This is a genomic window from Kitasatospora sp. NPDC051170 (assembly GCF_044455705.1).
Classification (GTDB): Bacteria; Actinomycetota; Actinomycetes; order Streptomycetales; family Streptomycetaceae; genus Kitasatospora.
Window position 1 is genome coordinate 236,608 of record NZ_JBITFA010000015.1, and the last position, 15,065, is coordinate 251,672.

Here is a 15,065-nt window from a genome sequence, read left to right on the forward strand (position 1 = left end):
GGGGGGGGGGGGCCAGGGTGACGTTGTGGGGGCGGGGCCGGCCCCGGTAAACGTGGCCGGCGGGTTCCGGGGGGCCCCCGGCCCCGGGGGGGGCCGGCCCGCCCCCGCCCCCCCCCCTGTCCGGGCGGCCCGCCTCACCCTATTTCGAGGATCTTCTCCCGCATCGCGTACACCACGGCCTCCATCCTGGAGTGCAGTTGGAGCTTCTCCAGGATGTTGCGCACGTGGTTCTTCACGGTGTTCTCGCTGATGAACAGCTCCTTGGCGATCTCCCGGTTGTTCATCCCGGTCGCCACCAGCTTGAGCACCTCCAGCTCCCGGTCGGTGAGCCGGGGCGCCGGCACCAGGTCCCGGTCGTCGGAGCGGCGCTGGATCATCGACTTGAACTCGGTGAGCAGCTTGGAGGCCATCGACGGGCTGATCTGCGACTGCCCGTCCGCCACCGCCCGGATCGCGGTGGCGACCTCGTCGGTGGAGATCTCCTTGAGCAGGTAGCCGGTGGCCCCCGCCTTGATCGCCTCGTAGAGGTCGGCCTCCTCGTCGCTTATCGTCAGCATGATGATCTTGGTGCTCGGCGCCACGTCCTTGATCGCCGTGCACGCCTCGATCCCGCTGCGACGCGGCATCCGGACGTCCATCAGGATGATGTCCGGCAGCAGGTCGGCGGCCTTCAGCACGGCCTCGGCGCCGTCGCCCGCCTCGCCGACGACCTTGATGTCCGGCTCCTCGGCGAGCACGATCTCCAGCCCCCGGCGGAACAGCGCGTGGTCGTCCACGACCAGCACACGGATCGGCTCACCCCGGCGCGGCGCGTACGCGGGTTCCTCCTCCGGCCCCGGCGGCAGCCCGGTGACCGGCCCCGTAGCGGGCCCCAGCCCGAAGTGATCCCCCATCCGCTCCTCCCCCTTCGCGGGTCGACGTGCGCCAATCATTCCACGCCCCGCCAGGGCCCCGGTCACCCTCCGGCGCCGTTTGCCCCGCTACGGGTGACCTGCTGTGCCCGGCACCGCCCCACCGCCCGCCGCGATCCGCCCCCGGAACGCCGGTGACCCCGGCGGCCGGAGCCACCGGGGTCACCATCTCCGACACCGTTCGGGCGGTCAGTCCTCGTCGTCGAACCGACCGATCGCGCCACCCGCACCGCTGGCCACACCGGCCGCCATGTCGGGCTGCACGTGAATCACACCGTAGTGGTAGCCGTGCCGGCGGTAGACGACGCTCGGCAGGCCGCTGTCCTTCTCGACGAAGAGGTAGAAGTCGTGTCCGACCAGCTCCATCTCGTACAGCGCCTGGTCCAGCGCCATCGGAGCGGCCGAGTGGCTCTTCTCGCGGACCACCAGGGGGCCCTCGCCCTCCACTTCCAGCGATCCCATCATGGTCTTGCGCACGGCCCCGTTGGTCTCCTCCGACACCGCCGGTTCCGGCAGCGCGGCGGCCAGGGACGCGGTCGCCTCGGCGACGCTGATCGGGGTGCGGCCGTTGCCGCCCTTGTGCACCCGGCGCCGGTCGGCGGACTTGCGCAGCTGCGCGTCGAGCTTCGCCGAGGCCAGGTCGAGCGCCGCGTACGGATCGGCGGCGGCGGCTTCGGCACGGATCACCGGGCCACGGGTACGGAGAGTGATCTCCACCCGGTCGGACCGGTCGGCCTGACGCGGGTTGTGCTCCTTGGACACCTCGACGTCGAGGCTGATCACCTTGCCGTCGAACTTCTGGACCTTCTCCAGCTTCTCGGCCACGTGCTCGCGGAACCTCTTGGGCACCTCGGTCTTGCGGCCCTTGACGACGATGTCCACGCAGAACTCCGATCCCTCGTGCTGACGCCGATCCGGGTGCTACCGGATCGGGCTGAGACCCAGCCGGACCAGCCCGTCCACTGCCGGCCCCCCGCCCCACCGGACCCGGTGGAAGCGACTGGCCCTCACCTCACTTCCTCCCCACCAGGGACGGTTGAAACCCCCTGGAGCCTTATCGAACACCTCGCACGGGCTTTTCGCCTCCCCAGCCGGGAACGGGGAGGACGGGCCGCGGGCGCGGACGGGCCGGTCAAGCCGGCGCCCCCTGTTTACCCTCCTGCGAGTGAAGCATGAGTGAATACCTGGACAACACCCCCCGTACGGCGCATTCTGTGCTCACTCTCCGTGCCGCCGTCGGGAGCACCCGTGCCCACCACCCCCACTCCTACGCCCAGCCCCTCGTGGCCCGCCCGAGGGCCGCTCGGCCACGCCCTGGCCGGGCTGCTGGACGTCCTGCTCCCCGCGGACTGCGCCGGCTGCGGCGCCGAGCGCACCCAGCTGTGCCCGTCCTGCCGGCACACCCTGGTCACCGCCCGCCCGGCCCCCACCCTGCTGCCCTGGGCGTACGCCGCCGCCCCCTACACCGACCCCGTCCGCCAGCTGCTGCTCGCCCACAAGGAGCGCGGCGCCCTGCGGCTGGCCGGCCCGCTCGGCGAGGCGCTGGGACGGGCGGTGCGCTCGGCGCTCGGGCCGCAGGGCGAACGCGCGCCGCTGGTGCTCGTCCCGATGCCCTCGGCCCGCTCCGCGGTACGCGCCCGCGGCCACGACTCCACGCTGCGCCTGGCCGGGGCCGCCGCCCGCTCGCTGCGCCGCTCCGGACTGGACGCCCGGGCCTCCTCGCTGCTGCGCCACGCCCGTCCGGTCGCCGACCAGACCGGGCTGAGCGCGGCCGAGCGCCGCCGCAACCTGCACGGCGCGCTCACCGTGCTGCCGCGCGCCCGCACGGCGCTGAGCGGCCGTCACCCGGTACTGGTCGACGACCTGGTGACCACCGGGGCGAGCCTCGCCGAGGCCGCCCGGGCGCTGGCCGACGCGGGCCTGCCCGCCCGGGCCGCCGCCACCGTGGCGGCCACGTCCGGGCACCCTGCGCAGCCCGCAGGGGTGACGGCCGGTCAGCCCGCGTAGAAGTAGGAGCTGACCTTGTCCGTCATCTGCACTTCCCGCCACTGGTTGCTGACCAGCCGGTAGACCTTGCCCTCCGTCACCGCGAGCACCGGCTGCGCCGCCGCCAGCACGTTCCCCCGGGACTCGGAGGCGGAGACGGCCAGCCAGCCGGGGCCGCTCTGCAGCGGGGTGTCACTGCTCTGCGAACCGTCCGTGCTGATGTAGTACAGCTGCTGGATCCCGTCGCCCTCCTTGCCGAGGACGAGCAGCTGGTCGGCCTCCGCCCAGGACACCGAGGCGACGTCGGTCAGCAGCGGCGCCACCCGGCGCAGCCCGACGATCCGCGCGGTCGGCGCCTCCGTGGTGCCGCCGTGCATCACCAGGCCGAACAGCAGCGAGCGGGTGCCCGAGCCGGCGTTGCGCACGACCAGGGCGACGCGGGCGCCGTCCGCGGAGACCTTGAGCGCCTGCACGCTCTGCCCGTCCAGGCCCTCCACCGGCACGGTGTACGTCTTGTTGCCGCGGACCATGACCACCCGCCCCGACTGGGCGCGGTCCACCACCCACAGGTCGCCGCGGCCGTCCCAGCTGGGCGAGGCCAGGGCGTCCTTGTCCCCGGCCTTCCCGGCGGAGGTGAGCACCGGTTCGGGCATGGCGGTGGCGCCGGCCGCCAGCGGCACCGAGTACAGCTGGTGGCCGTCCCCACTGAGCGCGGCGGCGCGGGAGCCGTCCCGGGCCACGGCCACGGTGCTCAGCGGCGTGCCACCGGGCTGCGCCTTGCCGAGCGGGCCTGGCACCGGGTCCCCGCTGCGCTGGTCGTCGGTGACCATCAGGACGCCGTTGTCGGCGCGCTGGTAGTACCTGGGCACGCCGGCCGGGGTGCCGGCCTCGGCGCGGCCGGTCGCGCAGACACCGTGGCTGCCCTTGAGCTCCACCCGCTCGACCTGGCCCTTGACCTGGTCGGCGAGGGTGTAGAAGAGCTGGGTGGCCATCCGGCGGCAGGAGGTCTCGTCCGCCGCGTCGACGTCGAGCTGCACATGGGCGAGGTGGCTGTCGTCCACCGACACCTTGACGCCTCCGACCTCGCGCGGGAACCCCGTCCGGGCGACCGGCGCGAGCCAGTCCGAGGGGCCGGCGACCAGCGCCTTGGCGGCGGCGGTCAGCGGGTCCGTCCGGCGCCGCAGGTAGATCGGGTCGGCGATCAGCACCTCCTTGGCGCCGCCGGCGACGAAGGCGGACGGGTCGGGGGCGGCGTAGAAGTAGCGGTCGACCTGGCGGTAGCTGTTGCGGAAGTTGGTCTCGTTCATGATCACGCCGGGCGCCAGCCGGTCGATCCGCCACTCGTTGTCCTTGCCCCGGACGAAGGTGAAGTCCGAGGTGAGGCTCTTGCGGCCGTCGGGGAGCCGGAACGAGTGCTTGGCGTCGACGGTGGCGACCTCCGTGCCGTGCACGGACAGCGAGGCGACCGAATCGGTGTCGGTGACGGCCTGCGTGGGCGGGACGTCCATGTTGTCGGCGGCGACCTGGATGCCGGCGTCCGGGTTCCAGCTCGCGGCGGCGCTCTCGGTCAGGTACTGCCGGGCGACGTCGTAGCCCTCGTCGGCGGTGACCGCGTCCAGGAACCCGGTCAGCAGGTCCCGCGGCTTGGCACCCTTGGCGGGGCCCAGCGGGTACACCCTGGCCTGCAGCAGGTTCTTGTCGGCCGAGCCCTGGGAGAGCTCGACCCTGGAGATGCCGCCGGAGTCGGGCATGGCCGCGCAGCCGCCCGCCAGCAGGGCGACGAGCGCCGTGCCGGCCGTGGCGGCCACCCGCGACTCAGTCCAGCTCGTCCTTCGCACGTTGCGACCCCTCCAGGTCAATCCCACCCGTCATGTCCGGCTCCGCCGTCCGCTGTGCCACCGACGGCCGTCCCGGCGTCGGGTCCACCATGACCTGCGCGCCGGTGGCACCGTACCCGGCCCCTGCCGTCCGTACGTCCGAGGGGTCCGTGCGCGGACCCTCCGGCAGCCGTTGCCGGCCCAGGCCCGGGCCGATGTCCAGCACCCCGCCGAGCCCGCTGCCGAGCCCGATGCCGTTGCCCTCGGGCAGGTCGGCCTGCTCCTCGGCCACGGTCAGCGCGGTCGCGCCGGCCGGGGCGATGGCCCGCCGGTAGGGGGCGCCGTACGTGCCGAGGCCCCGGTTGTTGCGGGAGTCCTCCGGCTCCAGGCGGAACGGCGCCCGGCTGATCTCCCCGCCGCGGGTGCGCGGCAGGGTCAGCCGGAAGTGCGAGCCGCCGCCGGGCTCGCCCCAGGCCTGGAGCCAGCCGCCGTGCAGGTGCGCGTCCTCGACGGCGATGGACAGGCCCAGGCCCGTGCCCCCGGTGGTCCGCACCCGGGACGGGTCGGCCCGCCAGAAGCGGTGGAACACCCGGGACGCCTCGCCCGGCTTGAGGCCGATGCCGTAGTCGCGCACGCCGACCGCGACCGCGCCGTCCTGCGAGCCCAGCCGGACGACCACGTCGCGGCCCTCGCCGTGCTCCAGCGCGTTGACCACCAGGTTGCGCAGGATGCGCTCGATCCGGCGGGAGTCCACCTCGGCCAGCACCGGCTCGCCGTCGCCGCGGATCACCACGGCGCTGCCCTTGGCCTCGGCGAGCGGTTCGGCGGCCTCGACGACCCGGGCGACGATCTCGCGCAGGTCGACGGGCTCGGCGTCCAGGATCGCGGCGCCGGCGTCGAAGCGGCTGATCTCCAGCAGGTCGGCGAGCAGCGACTCGAAGCGGTCCAGCTGGCCCTGCAGCAGCTCCGCCGAGCGGGCCGCCATCGGGTCGAGGTCCTCGCGGCTGTCGTAGATGAGGTCGGCGGCCATCCGCACGGTGGTCAGCGGGGTGCGCAGCTCGTGCGAGACGTCCGAGACGAAGCGCCGCTGCACCCGGGAGAGCTCCTCCAGCTGGCGGATCTGCGCCTGGAGGGCGTTGGCCATCCGGTTGAAGGACTCGCCGAGGCGGGCGATGTCGTCCGTCCCGGTCACCTTCATCCGCTCCTCCAGGTGCCCGTCCGCCAGGCGCTCGGAGATGCCGGCGGCCATCCGCACCGGGGTGACGACCTGGCGCACCACGACCCAGGCGATCCCGCCCATGAGGATCACCACGAACACGCCGGCGGTCGCCAGGGTGCCCATGATCAGGTTGAGGGTGTCGGTCTCCTGGCCGAAGGAGAAGACGTAGAACATCTGGTAGCTGGCGCCGGAGGGGCCGTAGAACTGCATGCCCAGCGCGAGGCCCGGCTCGGTGCTGCCGCCCGCGCGGTGGATCCGAGTCGGCTGGTCGAACATCTGGCCCGCCTCCAGGCGGACCCGGTCGCGCAGGGTGTCCGGGACGCTGGAGGGCAGGATGTCGCCGGTGTAGCGCGGCGCGAAGCCGGTGTCCGGCAGGACGGCGCCGCTGCCCGGGGCCATCGCGATCACCGAGTAGACCGTCTGCCCGCTCGCGGCCAGGTCGTTGACCCGGCGCAGCAGCCAGGTGCCGGTGTCCTCCACCGTCTGGTCCGCGGTGCCGCGCAGCTTCTGGTCCTTGGCCTCGTCGATCTTCTTGGCCTCGGCCTGGAAGCCGATCCTGGCCTGCTCCCGGGCGGCGCCCATCTTGGTGTCGAGCAGGCCGTTGCGCACCTGCGCCACGACGACCACGCCGAGCACCAGCACCACCGCGATCGACAGCAGCAGCGAGACGGCGACCACGCGCAGCTGGATCGAGCGGCGGTACAGCGCCGAGGCCCGGCGCACCGGGCGGCGCAGCTGACGGCTGAGCAGCCCGAACACCCCGCGCGGCCCTCGCCGCCGGGTGGTCGAACTGAGCACGTCCCCGCGCACCGCCCCGTCGGTCGAGGAACCCGACGGGGTGTCGTCAGCCAGGTCCGTCACGTCAGCTGGGCCCGGCCTTGTAGCCGACGCCACGCACGGTCACGACGATCTCGGGACGCTCCGGGTCCTTCTCGATCTTGGAGCGCAGGCGCTGGACGTGCACGTTGACCAGCCGGGTGTCGGCCGCGTGCCGGTAGCCCCAGACCTGCTCCAGCAGCACCTCGCGGGTGAACACCTGCCAGGGCTTGCGGGCGAGGGCGACCAGCAGGTCGAACTCGAGCGGCGTCAGCGGGATGCCCCGGCCGTCGCGCTTGACCGAGTGGCCGGCCACGTCGATCACCAGATCGCCGATGGTCAGCTGTTCGGGCGTCGGCTCCTCGGCGCGGCGCAGCCGCGCGCGCACCCGGGCCACCAGCTCCTTGGGCTTGAACGGCTTGGTGACGTAGTCGTCGGCACCCGACTCCAGGCCCACCACGACGTCGACCGTGTCGGTCTTCGCGGTCAGCATGACGATCGGAATGCCGGACTCGGCCCGGATCTGGCGGCAGACGTCGATGCCGTCCCGGCCGGGCAGCATCAGGTCGAGCAGGACCAGGTCCGGCTTGGTCTCCCGGAACGCGGCTAGCGCCCTGTCCCCATCCGCGACGAAAAACGGTTCAAAACCTTCTCCACGCAGCACGATGCCGAGCATCTCGGCCAGTGCGGAGTCGTCATCAACGACGAGGACGCGTCCCTTCATGCGTCCATCTTCTCATTACCGGATTGTGACCTGCCGCACAGCAGTGTCATTGCTCCACAACGGCCAACTCCGGAACCCGGGTATTCCGGCCATACCGGGCGAATCCTCCCGGCCGGAACGTCTCCGAACGGCCCGCCGCCCGCTCCGCGAGGTCCTGCGAACCCGCCAAGACGATCATCGGGCCGGATACCCCTGGGGCCCGTCACAGCCCCATGGCACGATGGGCGCTGCGCACGGGCGGAACACCGCCACGAGCGCCCCCGAACAGCCCCTCCGAGGAGCAGTGATGACCGACACTCCGGGCTGGGCCTCGCCCGGCTCGTCCGAGCCGCCCCGCGACGGCGTCCGGCCCACGGCCGACGCACCCGCAACCGTGCCCGGGCCGTCGGCACCGCCCCAGACCGCCCCGCAGACCACCCCGCAGGCCCCCGGCTGGAACGCCCAGCACGGGCAGCAGGCCCCCTACGGCCGGCCCGGCTGGGGACAGCCCGGCGGCCCGGGCCCGTACGGGCAGGACCAGCACAGCCCCCGGCCCGGCGTCATCCCGCTGCGCCCGCTCGGCGTCGGCGAACTGCTCGACGGCGCCGTCACCACCGTCCGCCGGCACTGGCGCACCACCCTGTCCCTCGCCCTCGGCATCGCCGTGATCGAGCAGGCCGGGCGCGTCGGCCTCCGGATGCTGATCGACGGCAAGACCGGCAGCGGCACGCAGATGGCGCAGTTCGCCGCGAGCATCCCCCTGGCCGTGCTGCTCAACGCGCTGGCCACCGCGCTGCTCACCATCGTCGTCAGCCGCGCCGTCCTCGGCCGCCCGGTCACCGTCGCAGACGCCTGGCGCGAGGCCCGCCCCCGGCTCCCGCAGCTGATCGGCGTCACCCTGCTCACCACCCTGATGTCCGGCGGCGTGCTCGTCCTCGGCTTCCTGCCCCTGGCGCTGTACGAGGGCTCGGGCGGCGTCACCGCCCTGCTCTTCCTGCTCGGCCTCGCCTCCGCGCCCGTCGCCCTGTGGCTCTGGGTCCGCTACAGCCTGGCCGCCCCGGCGCTGATGCTGGAGAAGCAGGGCGTCAACGCCGCCCTCTCCCGCTCCGCCCGCCTGGTGCGCGGCTCCTGGTGGCGCGTCCTGGGCATCAGCCTGCTCGCCTACGTGATGTCGCTGGTCTTCGCCATGATCATCGCGATGCCGTTCACCGTCGCCAGCATGGCCCTCGGCTACATCGACCTGCACCGCCAGATGTCCTTCGACGGCACGGTCGACCAGAGCACCGCGGTGCTGGTCGTCAGCGCCATCTCCGGGATCATCTCCTCCACCCTCACCATCCCGTTCCTGGGCACCCTCGGCGTCCTGATCTACGTCGACCAGCGCATCCGCCGCGAAGCTCTCGACATCGAACTCGCCCGCGCCGCCGGCCTGCCCGAGTACGGCGGCACCGGCTGGGGCGACCAGCCCCCCACGGGGGTCTGAGCCGGATGGCCACCTGGGGGGACGGGCTGCTCCTGGCGAGCGGCGCACCGGTCACGCTCCCGCGCGATCCGGCACGCGACGCCGCCCGCGAGGAACTGCTCAACGCGAAGTACCACCGGAACGACCCGTCGGTCATCGAACGGGCCATCGACTGGATCAACGACCACATCACCAGCGCCCTCGACAGCATCGGCAGCGGCGGCGGCACCTCCGGCACCACGGGCCTGGTGTTCTTCGTCATCGTCGCCCTGCTGATCGGCGCCGCGATCTGGTGGCGCCTCGGCGCCCCCGGCCGCTCCGCCCGCACCACCCCCGAGGTCTTCGGCGCCGAAGGCCCCCGCACCGCCGACCAGCACCGCTCCGAGGCCGCCGCCCACGCCGCCGCCGGCCGCTGGGACGAGGCCGTCGTCGAGCAGATGCGCGCCCTCGTCCGCTCCCTCGAGGAGCGCACCCTCCTCGACGGCCGCCCCGGCCGCACCGCCGACGAGGCCGCCGCCGAAGCCGGCCGCTCCCTGCCCGAACACGCCGAGGCCCTCGCCGCCGCCGCCCGCACCTTCGACGACGTCGCCTACGGCGACCGCACCGCCGACCGGGCCGCGTACGAGCTCCTGCACGACCTCGACCGGAAGCTGGAACGCACCCGGCCGACCCACGCCACCACCGCGGGAGAGGCCGCATGACGAGCACCGCCCCCGCCCCGGCCCCGGACGCCGAGCGGCCCACCGGCCCCGCCCCGACCAGCCTCACCCTCACCGGACGCGCCCTGCTGCGCCGCGCCCGCTGGTACCTGGCCTTCCTCGCCGTCCTCCTGGTCGGCGCCGTCACCGTGGTCTCCCTCGGCGACGACCGCCAGTACCCGCAGATCGACCCGCGCTCCTACGAACGCGACGGCGCCCACGCCGCGTACGCGCTGCTCGAACAGCAGGGCGTGAAGGTCTCCACCACCACCGAGCCCATCACCGTCGCGGGCGGCAGGGACACCCTCGTCCTGCCCCAGCCCGACCTCATCCCGCCCGCCCAGCTGCACTCCATCGCCGCGGCCGGGCACACCCGGCTCGTGCTCATCGCCCCCGGCACCGCGGCCCTCGACATCCTGGCCCCCGGCATCCGGATGTCCGACGAGCGCGGCGACCTCGCCTACGCCCGCGTCGCCGACAGCACCCCCCGGTGCAACCTGCCGGAGGCCGTCCGCGCCGGCGACGCCGAGATGGGCGGCATGCTCTACACCAGCGGAAGCCGCGGCGAGGGCTGCTACAAGCGCGGCTACGGCTACGCCCTCGTCCACCTCCCGCTCGACGGCGACCGCGACGTGATCGTCATCGGCAGCGGCGTCCTCCTGCAGAACGGCGAACTCCCCGTCGTCGGCAACGCCTCGCTCGCCCTCGGTCTGCTCGGCTCCCAGCCCACCCTCGCCTGGCACCTGCCCGACTACAGCCTCCCGGCCCCCACGAGCACCCACGACAAGACCCTCACCGACTTCTTCCCCAAGGGCTGGAACTGGGCCTTCCTCCAGCTCTTCGTCGCCGCCCTCCTGGCCGCCCTCTGGCGCGGCCGCCGCCTCGGGCCCGTGGTCAGCGAGGACCTGCCCGTGGTCGTCCGCGCCGCCGAGACCACCGAAGGCCGCGCCCGGCTCTACCGGCGCGCCAAGGCCCGCGGCCGCGCCGCCGAAGCCCTGCGCCGCGCCGCCGCCCACCGCCTCGCCCCCGCCCTCGGCATCCCGCTCCGGGCCGGGGCACCCGACCCCGACGCACTCTGCGCGGCGATCACCGACCGCCGCCCCGAGCAGCCCCCCGGGGACGTCCGGGCCCTGCTGTACGGCCCGCCCCCCATCGACGACGCCGCACTGCTGCGGCTCGCCGACGACCTCGACGCCCTCGAAAGGCAGGTACGGAACCCGTGACCGACCAGGCAACCGCCCAGCTCCGCTCCGTCCCCGGCACGGACCCCGCCGCCGCCCCCGCCGCCGCTGCTCCCGGCACCACCGACGACCCGCGCGCCGCGCTCACCGCCCTGCGCGCCGAGATCGGCAAGGCCGTCGTCGGCCAGGATGCCGCCGTCACGGGCCTCGTCGTCGCCCTGCTCTGCGGCGGCCACGTGCTGCTCGAAGGCGTCCCCGGCGTCGCCAAGACCCTGCTGGTCCGCACCCTCTCCAAGGCCCTCAGCCTGGGGACCAAGCGCATCCAGTTCACCCCCGACCTGATGCCCGGCGACGTCACCGGCTCGCTCGTCTACGACGCCCGCACCGCCGAGTTCTCCTTCCAGCCCGGCCCGGTCTTCACCAACCTGCTGCTGGCCGACGAGATCAACCGCACCCCGCCCAAGACCCAGGCCGCCCTGCTCGAGGCCATGGAGGAGCGGCAGGTCACCGTGGACGGCGAGCCCCGCGCCCTGCCGCTGCCCTTCCTGGTCGCCGCCACCCAGAACCCGGTCGAGTACGAGGGCACCTACCCGCTGCCCGAGGCCCAGCTGGACCGCTTCCTGCTCAAGCTGATCCTGCCGCTGCCCGACCGCGACCAGGAGTTCCAGGTCCTCGCCCGGCACGCCTCCGGCTTCGACCCCCGCGACCTCGACGCCGCCGGCGTGCGCCCCGTCGCCGGGCCCGAGCACCTGGCCGCCGCCCGCGCCCAGGTCGCCAAGCTGACCGTCGCCCCCGAGGTCCTCGCCTACATCGTCGACCTCTGCCGGGCCACCCGTCAGTCCCCGTCGCTCTCCATCGGCGTCTCCCCGCGTGGCGCCACCGCCCTGCTCGCCGCCTCGCGCGCCTGGGCCTGGCTCGCCGGCCGCGACTACGTCACCCCGGACGACGTCAAGGCGCTCGCCCTGCCGACCCTGCGCCACCGCGTCGCGCTGCGCGCCGAGGCCGAGATGGAGGGCGTCACCGCCGACTCCGTCATCCAGGCCGTCCTCGCGCAGACGCCCGCACCTCGCTGACGCGCCCTTCCCACGTCCCCTTCCTGAGCCCCTTCCCGAGTCCCCAAGGAGCGCACCCGCATGGCCCTCACCGGGCGAACCGCCCTGCTCGCCGCGCTCGGCGCGCTCGTCGTGGGCCTGCTGCTGCCGTCCTGGACCGGGATCGGCCTCGTCACCGGCACGGTACTGATCGGCGTCATCGTCGACCTGGTGCTCGCCGCGCCCGTCCGCACCCTGCGGCTCGGGCGCGGCGGCGACACCGCCGTCCGCCTCGGCGAACCCGCCTCGGTCGAACTGACCGTCACCAACCCCTCCGGGCGCCTGCTGCGCGGCCGCATCCGCGACGCCTGGGCCCCCTCCGCCTGGCGGCCCGGCACCGACCGCGCCAACTCCCGGCACACCCTCGACGTCCCCGGCGGCGAACGACGCCGGGCGGTCACCCTCCTCACCCCGACCCGCCGCGGCGACCACCACGCCCAGAAGGTGACGGTCCGCTCCCTCGGCCCCCTCGGCCTCGCCGGCCGCCAGGGCTCCCACCTGCTGCCCTGGACCGTCCGCGCGCTGCCGCCCTTCACCAGCCGCAAGCACCTGCCCTCCCGGCTCGCCCGGCTGCGTGAACTCGACGGCCGCACCTCGCTCCTGACCCGTGGCCAGGGCACCGAGTTCGACTCCCTGCGCGAGTACCTGCCCGGCGACGACGTCCGCTCCATCGACTGGCGCGCCAGCGCCCGCCGCCACACCGTCGCCGTCCGCACCTGGCGCCCCGAACGCGACCGGCACATCCTCATCGTCCTCGACACCGGCCGCACCTCCGCCGGCCGCGTCGGCGACGCCCCCCGCCTCGACGCCGCCCTCGACGCCGCCCTGCTGCTCGCCGCCCTCGCCACCCGCGCCGGCGACCGCGTCGACCTGCTCGCCCACGACACCCGCAAGCGCATCTCCGTCGCCGGCACCTCCCCCGGCGAGATCCTGCCCGCCTTCACCAACGCGATGGCCCTGCTGGAACCCGCCCTCCACGAGACCGACATGCGCTCGCTGGTCTCCACCTCGCTCAAGATGGCGCCGCACCGCTCACTGGTCGTCCTGCTCACGGGCCTCGACGCCGCCCCCGTCGAGGACGGCCTGCGGCCCCTGCTCCCGCTGCTGACCAAGCGCCACGAGGTCGTCATCGCCTCCGTCGCCGATCCCCAGCTGGACGTCATGGCCGCCGGCCGCGGCACCCTCGAAGCCGTCTACGGCGCCGCCGCCGCCGAACAGACCCGCGCCGACCGCCGCGCCACCGCCGACCGCCTCTCCCGCCACGGCCTCACCGTCCTCGACGCCCCACCCACCCAGATCGCCCCCGCCCTGGCGGACGCCTACCTGGCCCTCAAGGCCGCCGGACGGCTCTGAGCCTCACGACTCGTCGTCACGCCAGCCCAGGCAGACGTGCTGCCAGGGGCCGGGGCCCCGCTCGTGATCCTTGATCCGCATCCCTGCCGCTACGGTGGTCGCCTCGATCAGTTGGTCGGTGGTCAGGTGGACAGCCGCCGCGAACAGCATTCCGACGTGACGGCAGAGGGCCGACTGCCGGTACCCCTCGTCATAGGGCTCACCGGCGATCGCGAACAGGTCGGGCCACGTCCACCCCACCGCCCCGGCCAACGCGCAGAGTTCGAACCGACTGTTCCGGCCGGCCGGGCTCCATCTCTGCACCATGGCGACCACCGTGGGCCTCGACAGCCCCATAAAGGGAAGTTCCGCGACGCCGAAGCCCCGATTACGGATCAGCCCGTTCACCACCGCCGCGAAGCCGCTCTCTGCCGGCTTCCAGTTCCCCCGGTGGGTTTGTACGAAGGGCCCCGGAGCGTCGAGGTGCGGGAGCGAGCGGACGTAGGACTCCAGTTCCGCCAGCCGGTCGTGCTCGCATTCGCCGACACGCCGAGCGAACTCCTGCATCACCTTCGCGTCCCGCTCCGGGGGCAGCAGCTCCGGCGGCACCGGGTGCCCGGCCACCACCAGCAAGTCGGCCACCGGTAGGTCGAGTTCACCCGCCAGCTCGGCCAGTCGAGCGGGCTCAGTGGCGGTTCCGTTCGTCACGAGGCTACGCAACACCGCGCTACGGTCCATGGGGGCGACGGTAGTTGGAGCCCGTGGGCCCTGTACATAGAGTGCCTGCATGATCGAGATTCCAGAGGCGTTCGTACGGACCACCGTCGATCGTGAGCAAGATCCCGGGGCGGCGTGGATCGCCGAACTCCCCCGGATCGTCGAGGAGTTGACGGAAACCTGGGACTGCCGGCCTGACGGCCCGGTCACCCATGGAGGCGTCGGCCTGGTCGTGCCGGTGCAGCGGCCGTCGACGGGCCCCGCCGTCCTCAAGGTGTCGTTCCCGCACCCCGGCAACGTCCATGAGCCGGACGCCTTCGCCGCCTGGCAGGGCTGCGGCGCCGTCCACCTGTACGAGCGCGACGACGCCCGGTTCGCCATGCTGCTCGAGCGGGCGCACAGCACCAACCTCTCCGAAGTGCCCGACACCGACGAGCTGGTGACGGTCGCCGGCCGCCTCAACCGCCGGCTGGCCGTCCCCGCGCCGCCCGGCCTGCCGAGGCTCAGCGACCGGGCGGAGGAGTGGGAGGAGAACCTGCACCACGACGCGGACGAGCTGTCGCACACCATGTCGGAGGCCACGGTGGCCGCCGCCCTGGCGACCGTCCGCGAACTGGGCCGCACCCAGCCCGAGACTCTCGTCCACGGGGACCTCCACGCCCGGAACATCCTGCGCGCCGACCGCGAACCCTGGCTCGCCGTCGACCCCAAGGGCTACGCCGGCGACCCGGCCTACGACGGCGGCACCCTGCTCAAGTCCCGCGCGCTCCACCTCATCGGGGAGGACGACCCCCGGCCGGCGATCCGCCGCATCCTGAACGTCTTCGCCGACTCCGCCGAACTCGACCTCGACCGCGTCCGGCGCTGGGCCCAGTTCCACGCGGTCACCGCCGCCTTCTGGGGCCGGCGCCACGGATTCCGGGTCATGCGAAGCGGGCCCGAGCTGGACCGCCTCACCGGATTCGCCGACCGCCTGGCCGAATTTCTGACGGAACAGCTGTAGGGGAAACGCAAAGAACCCCCATCCGTAGCCCGGATGGGGGTTCTTCACAATGATTGTTCGGCGGCGTCCTACTCTCCCACAGGGTCCCCCCTGCAGTACCATCGGCGCTATGAGGCTTAGCTTCCGGGT

Annotated in this window: 13 protein-coding genes and 1 rRNA gene; 7 read left to right on the forward strand and 7 right to left on the reverse strand. The window is 73.7% G+C overall.

All coding sequences use genetic code 11. The features are described from left to right. Positions 1-134: 134 nt before the first annotated feature. Positions 135-893 carry a response regulator gene (locus ACIBCA_RS28825; protein ID WP_396285925.1) on the reverse strand — a complete coding sequence of 253 codons (759 nt, stop codon included), beginning with the start codon at positions 891-893 and terminating at the stop codon, positions 135-137. Between the two features lie 207 nt (positions 894-1,100). Beyond that, positions 1,101-1,793, reverse strand: coding sequence for a ribosome hibernation-promoting factor, HPF/YfiA family (gene hpf / locus ACIBCA_RS28830; protein WP_396285926.1), 693 nt, complete (start codon positions 1,791-1,793; stop codon positions 1,101-1,103). 366 nt (positions 1,794-2,159) lie between these two features. Here hpf and ACIBCA_RS28835 point away from each other — a divergent pair, with 366 nt between their 5' ends. Continuing rightward, on the forward strand, positions 2,160-2,918 hold the full coding sequence (locus tag ACIBCA_RS28835; RefSeq protein ID WP_396285927.1) for a ComF family protein: 759 nt from the start codon (positions 2,160-2,162) through the stop codon (positions 2,916-2,918). On the opposite strand, the gene ACIBCA_RS28840 is transcribed toward ACIBCA_RS28835, so the two are convergent. The 3 genes from ACIBCA_RS28840 to mtrA are packed head-to-tail and all read right to left on the reverse strand — an operon-like array spanning position 2,906 to position 7,473. Beyond that, a complete protein-coding gene (locus ACIBCA_RS28840; RefSeq protein ID WP_396285928.1) occupies positions 2,906-4,705 on the reverse strand; it encodes an LpqB family beta-propeller domain-containing protein in 1,800 nt (599 codons plus the stop codon). The two genes, ACIBCA_RS28835 and ACIBCA_RS28840, sit on opposite strands and share 13 nt — an antisense overlap. A 7-nt stretch (positions 4,706-4,712) precedes the next feature. Then, a complete protein-coding gene (gene mtrB / locus ACIBCA_RS28845; protein WP_396285929.1) occupies positions 4,713-6,794 on the reverse strand; it encodes an MtrAB system histidine kinase MtrB in 2,082 nt (693 codons plus the stop codon). A 1-nt stretch (position 6,795) separates the two neighbouring features. Then, a complete protein-coding gene (mtrA, locus tag ACIBCA_RS28850; RefSeq protein WP_030247322.1) occupies positions 6,796-7,473 on the reverse strand; it encodes an MtrAB system response regulator MtrA in 678 nt (225 codons plus the stop codon). Positions 7,474-7,759: 286 nt separating this feature from the next. Here mtrA and ACIBCA_RS28855 point away from each other — a divergent pair, with 286 nt between their 5' ends. The 5 genes from ACIBCA_RS28855 to ACIBCA_RS28875 are packed head-to-tail and all read left to right on the forward strand — an operon-like array spanning position 7,760 to position 13,237. Further along, on the forward strand, positions 7,760-8,935 hold the full coding sequence (locus ACIBCA_RS28855) for a hypothetical protein (protein ID WP_396285930.1): 1,176 nt from the start codon (positions 7,760-7,762) through the stop codon (positions 8,933-8,935). Between the two features lie 5 nt (positions 8,936-8,940). Further along, positions 8,941-9,615: a DUF4129 domain-containing protein gene (locus tag ACIBCA_RS28860; RefSeq protein ID WP_396285931.1), complete on the forward strand. Its 675-nt coding sequence runs from the start codon at positions 8,941-8,943 to the stop codon at positions 9,613-9,615. Continuing rightward, the gene (locus ACIBCA_RS28865) at positions 9,612-10,835 is read left to right on the forward strand and encodes a DUF4350 domain-containing protein (protein WP_396285932.1); all 1,224 of its coding nucleotides are present in this window, start codon (positions 9,612-9,614) and stop codon (positions 10,833-10,835) included. The genes ACIBCA_RS28860 and ACIBCA_RS28865 overlap by 4 nt, the downstream gene beginning before the upstream one ends. Further along, positions 10,832-11,866, forward strand: coding sequence for an AAA family ATPase (locus ACIBCA_RS28870; protein WP_396285933.1), 1,035 nt, complete (start codon positions 10,832-10,834; stop codon positions 11,864-11,866). The genes ACIBCA_RS28865 and ACIBCA_RS28870 overlap by 4 nt, the downstream gene beginning before the upstream one ends. A 60-nt stretch (positions 11,867-11,926) precedes the next feature. Then, positions 11,927-13,237: a DUF58 domain-containing protein gene (locus ACIBCA_RS28875; RefSeq protein WP_396285934.1), complete on the forward strand. Its 1,311-nt coding sequence runs from the start codon at positions 11,927-11,929 to the stop codon at positions 13,235-13,237. Between the two features lie 3 nt (positions 13,238-13,240). Here the strand turns inward: ACIBCA_RS28875 and ACIBCA_RS28880 are convergent, their stop codons facing one another. Then, positions 13,241-13,954, reverse strand: a complete 714-nt coding sequence (locus tag ACIBCA_RS28880) for a hypothetical protein (RefSeq protein ID WP_396285935.1) — start codon at positions 13,952-13,954, stop codon at positions 13,241-13,243. A 49-nt stretch (positions 13,955-14,003) separates the two neighbouring features. Between ACIBCA_RS28880 and ACIBCA_RS28885 the strand changes: the two genes are divergently transcribed. Beyond that, a complete protein-coding gene (locus ACIBCA_RS28885; RefSeq protein ID WP_396285936.1) occupies positions 14,004-14,936 on the forward strand; it encodes an aminoglycoside phosphotransferase family protein in 933 nt (310 codons plus the stop codon). Between the two features lie 55 nt (positions 14,937-14,991). Here ACIBCA_RS28885 and rrf read toward each other — a convergent pair. Beyond that, positions 14,992-15,065 (reverse strand): 5S ribosomal RNA (rrf, locus tag ACIBCA_RS28890); the annotation flags it as partial.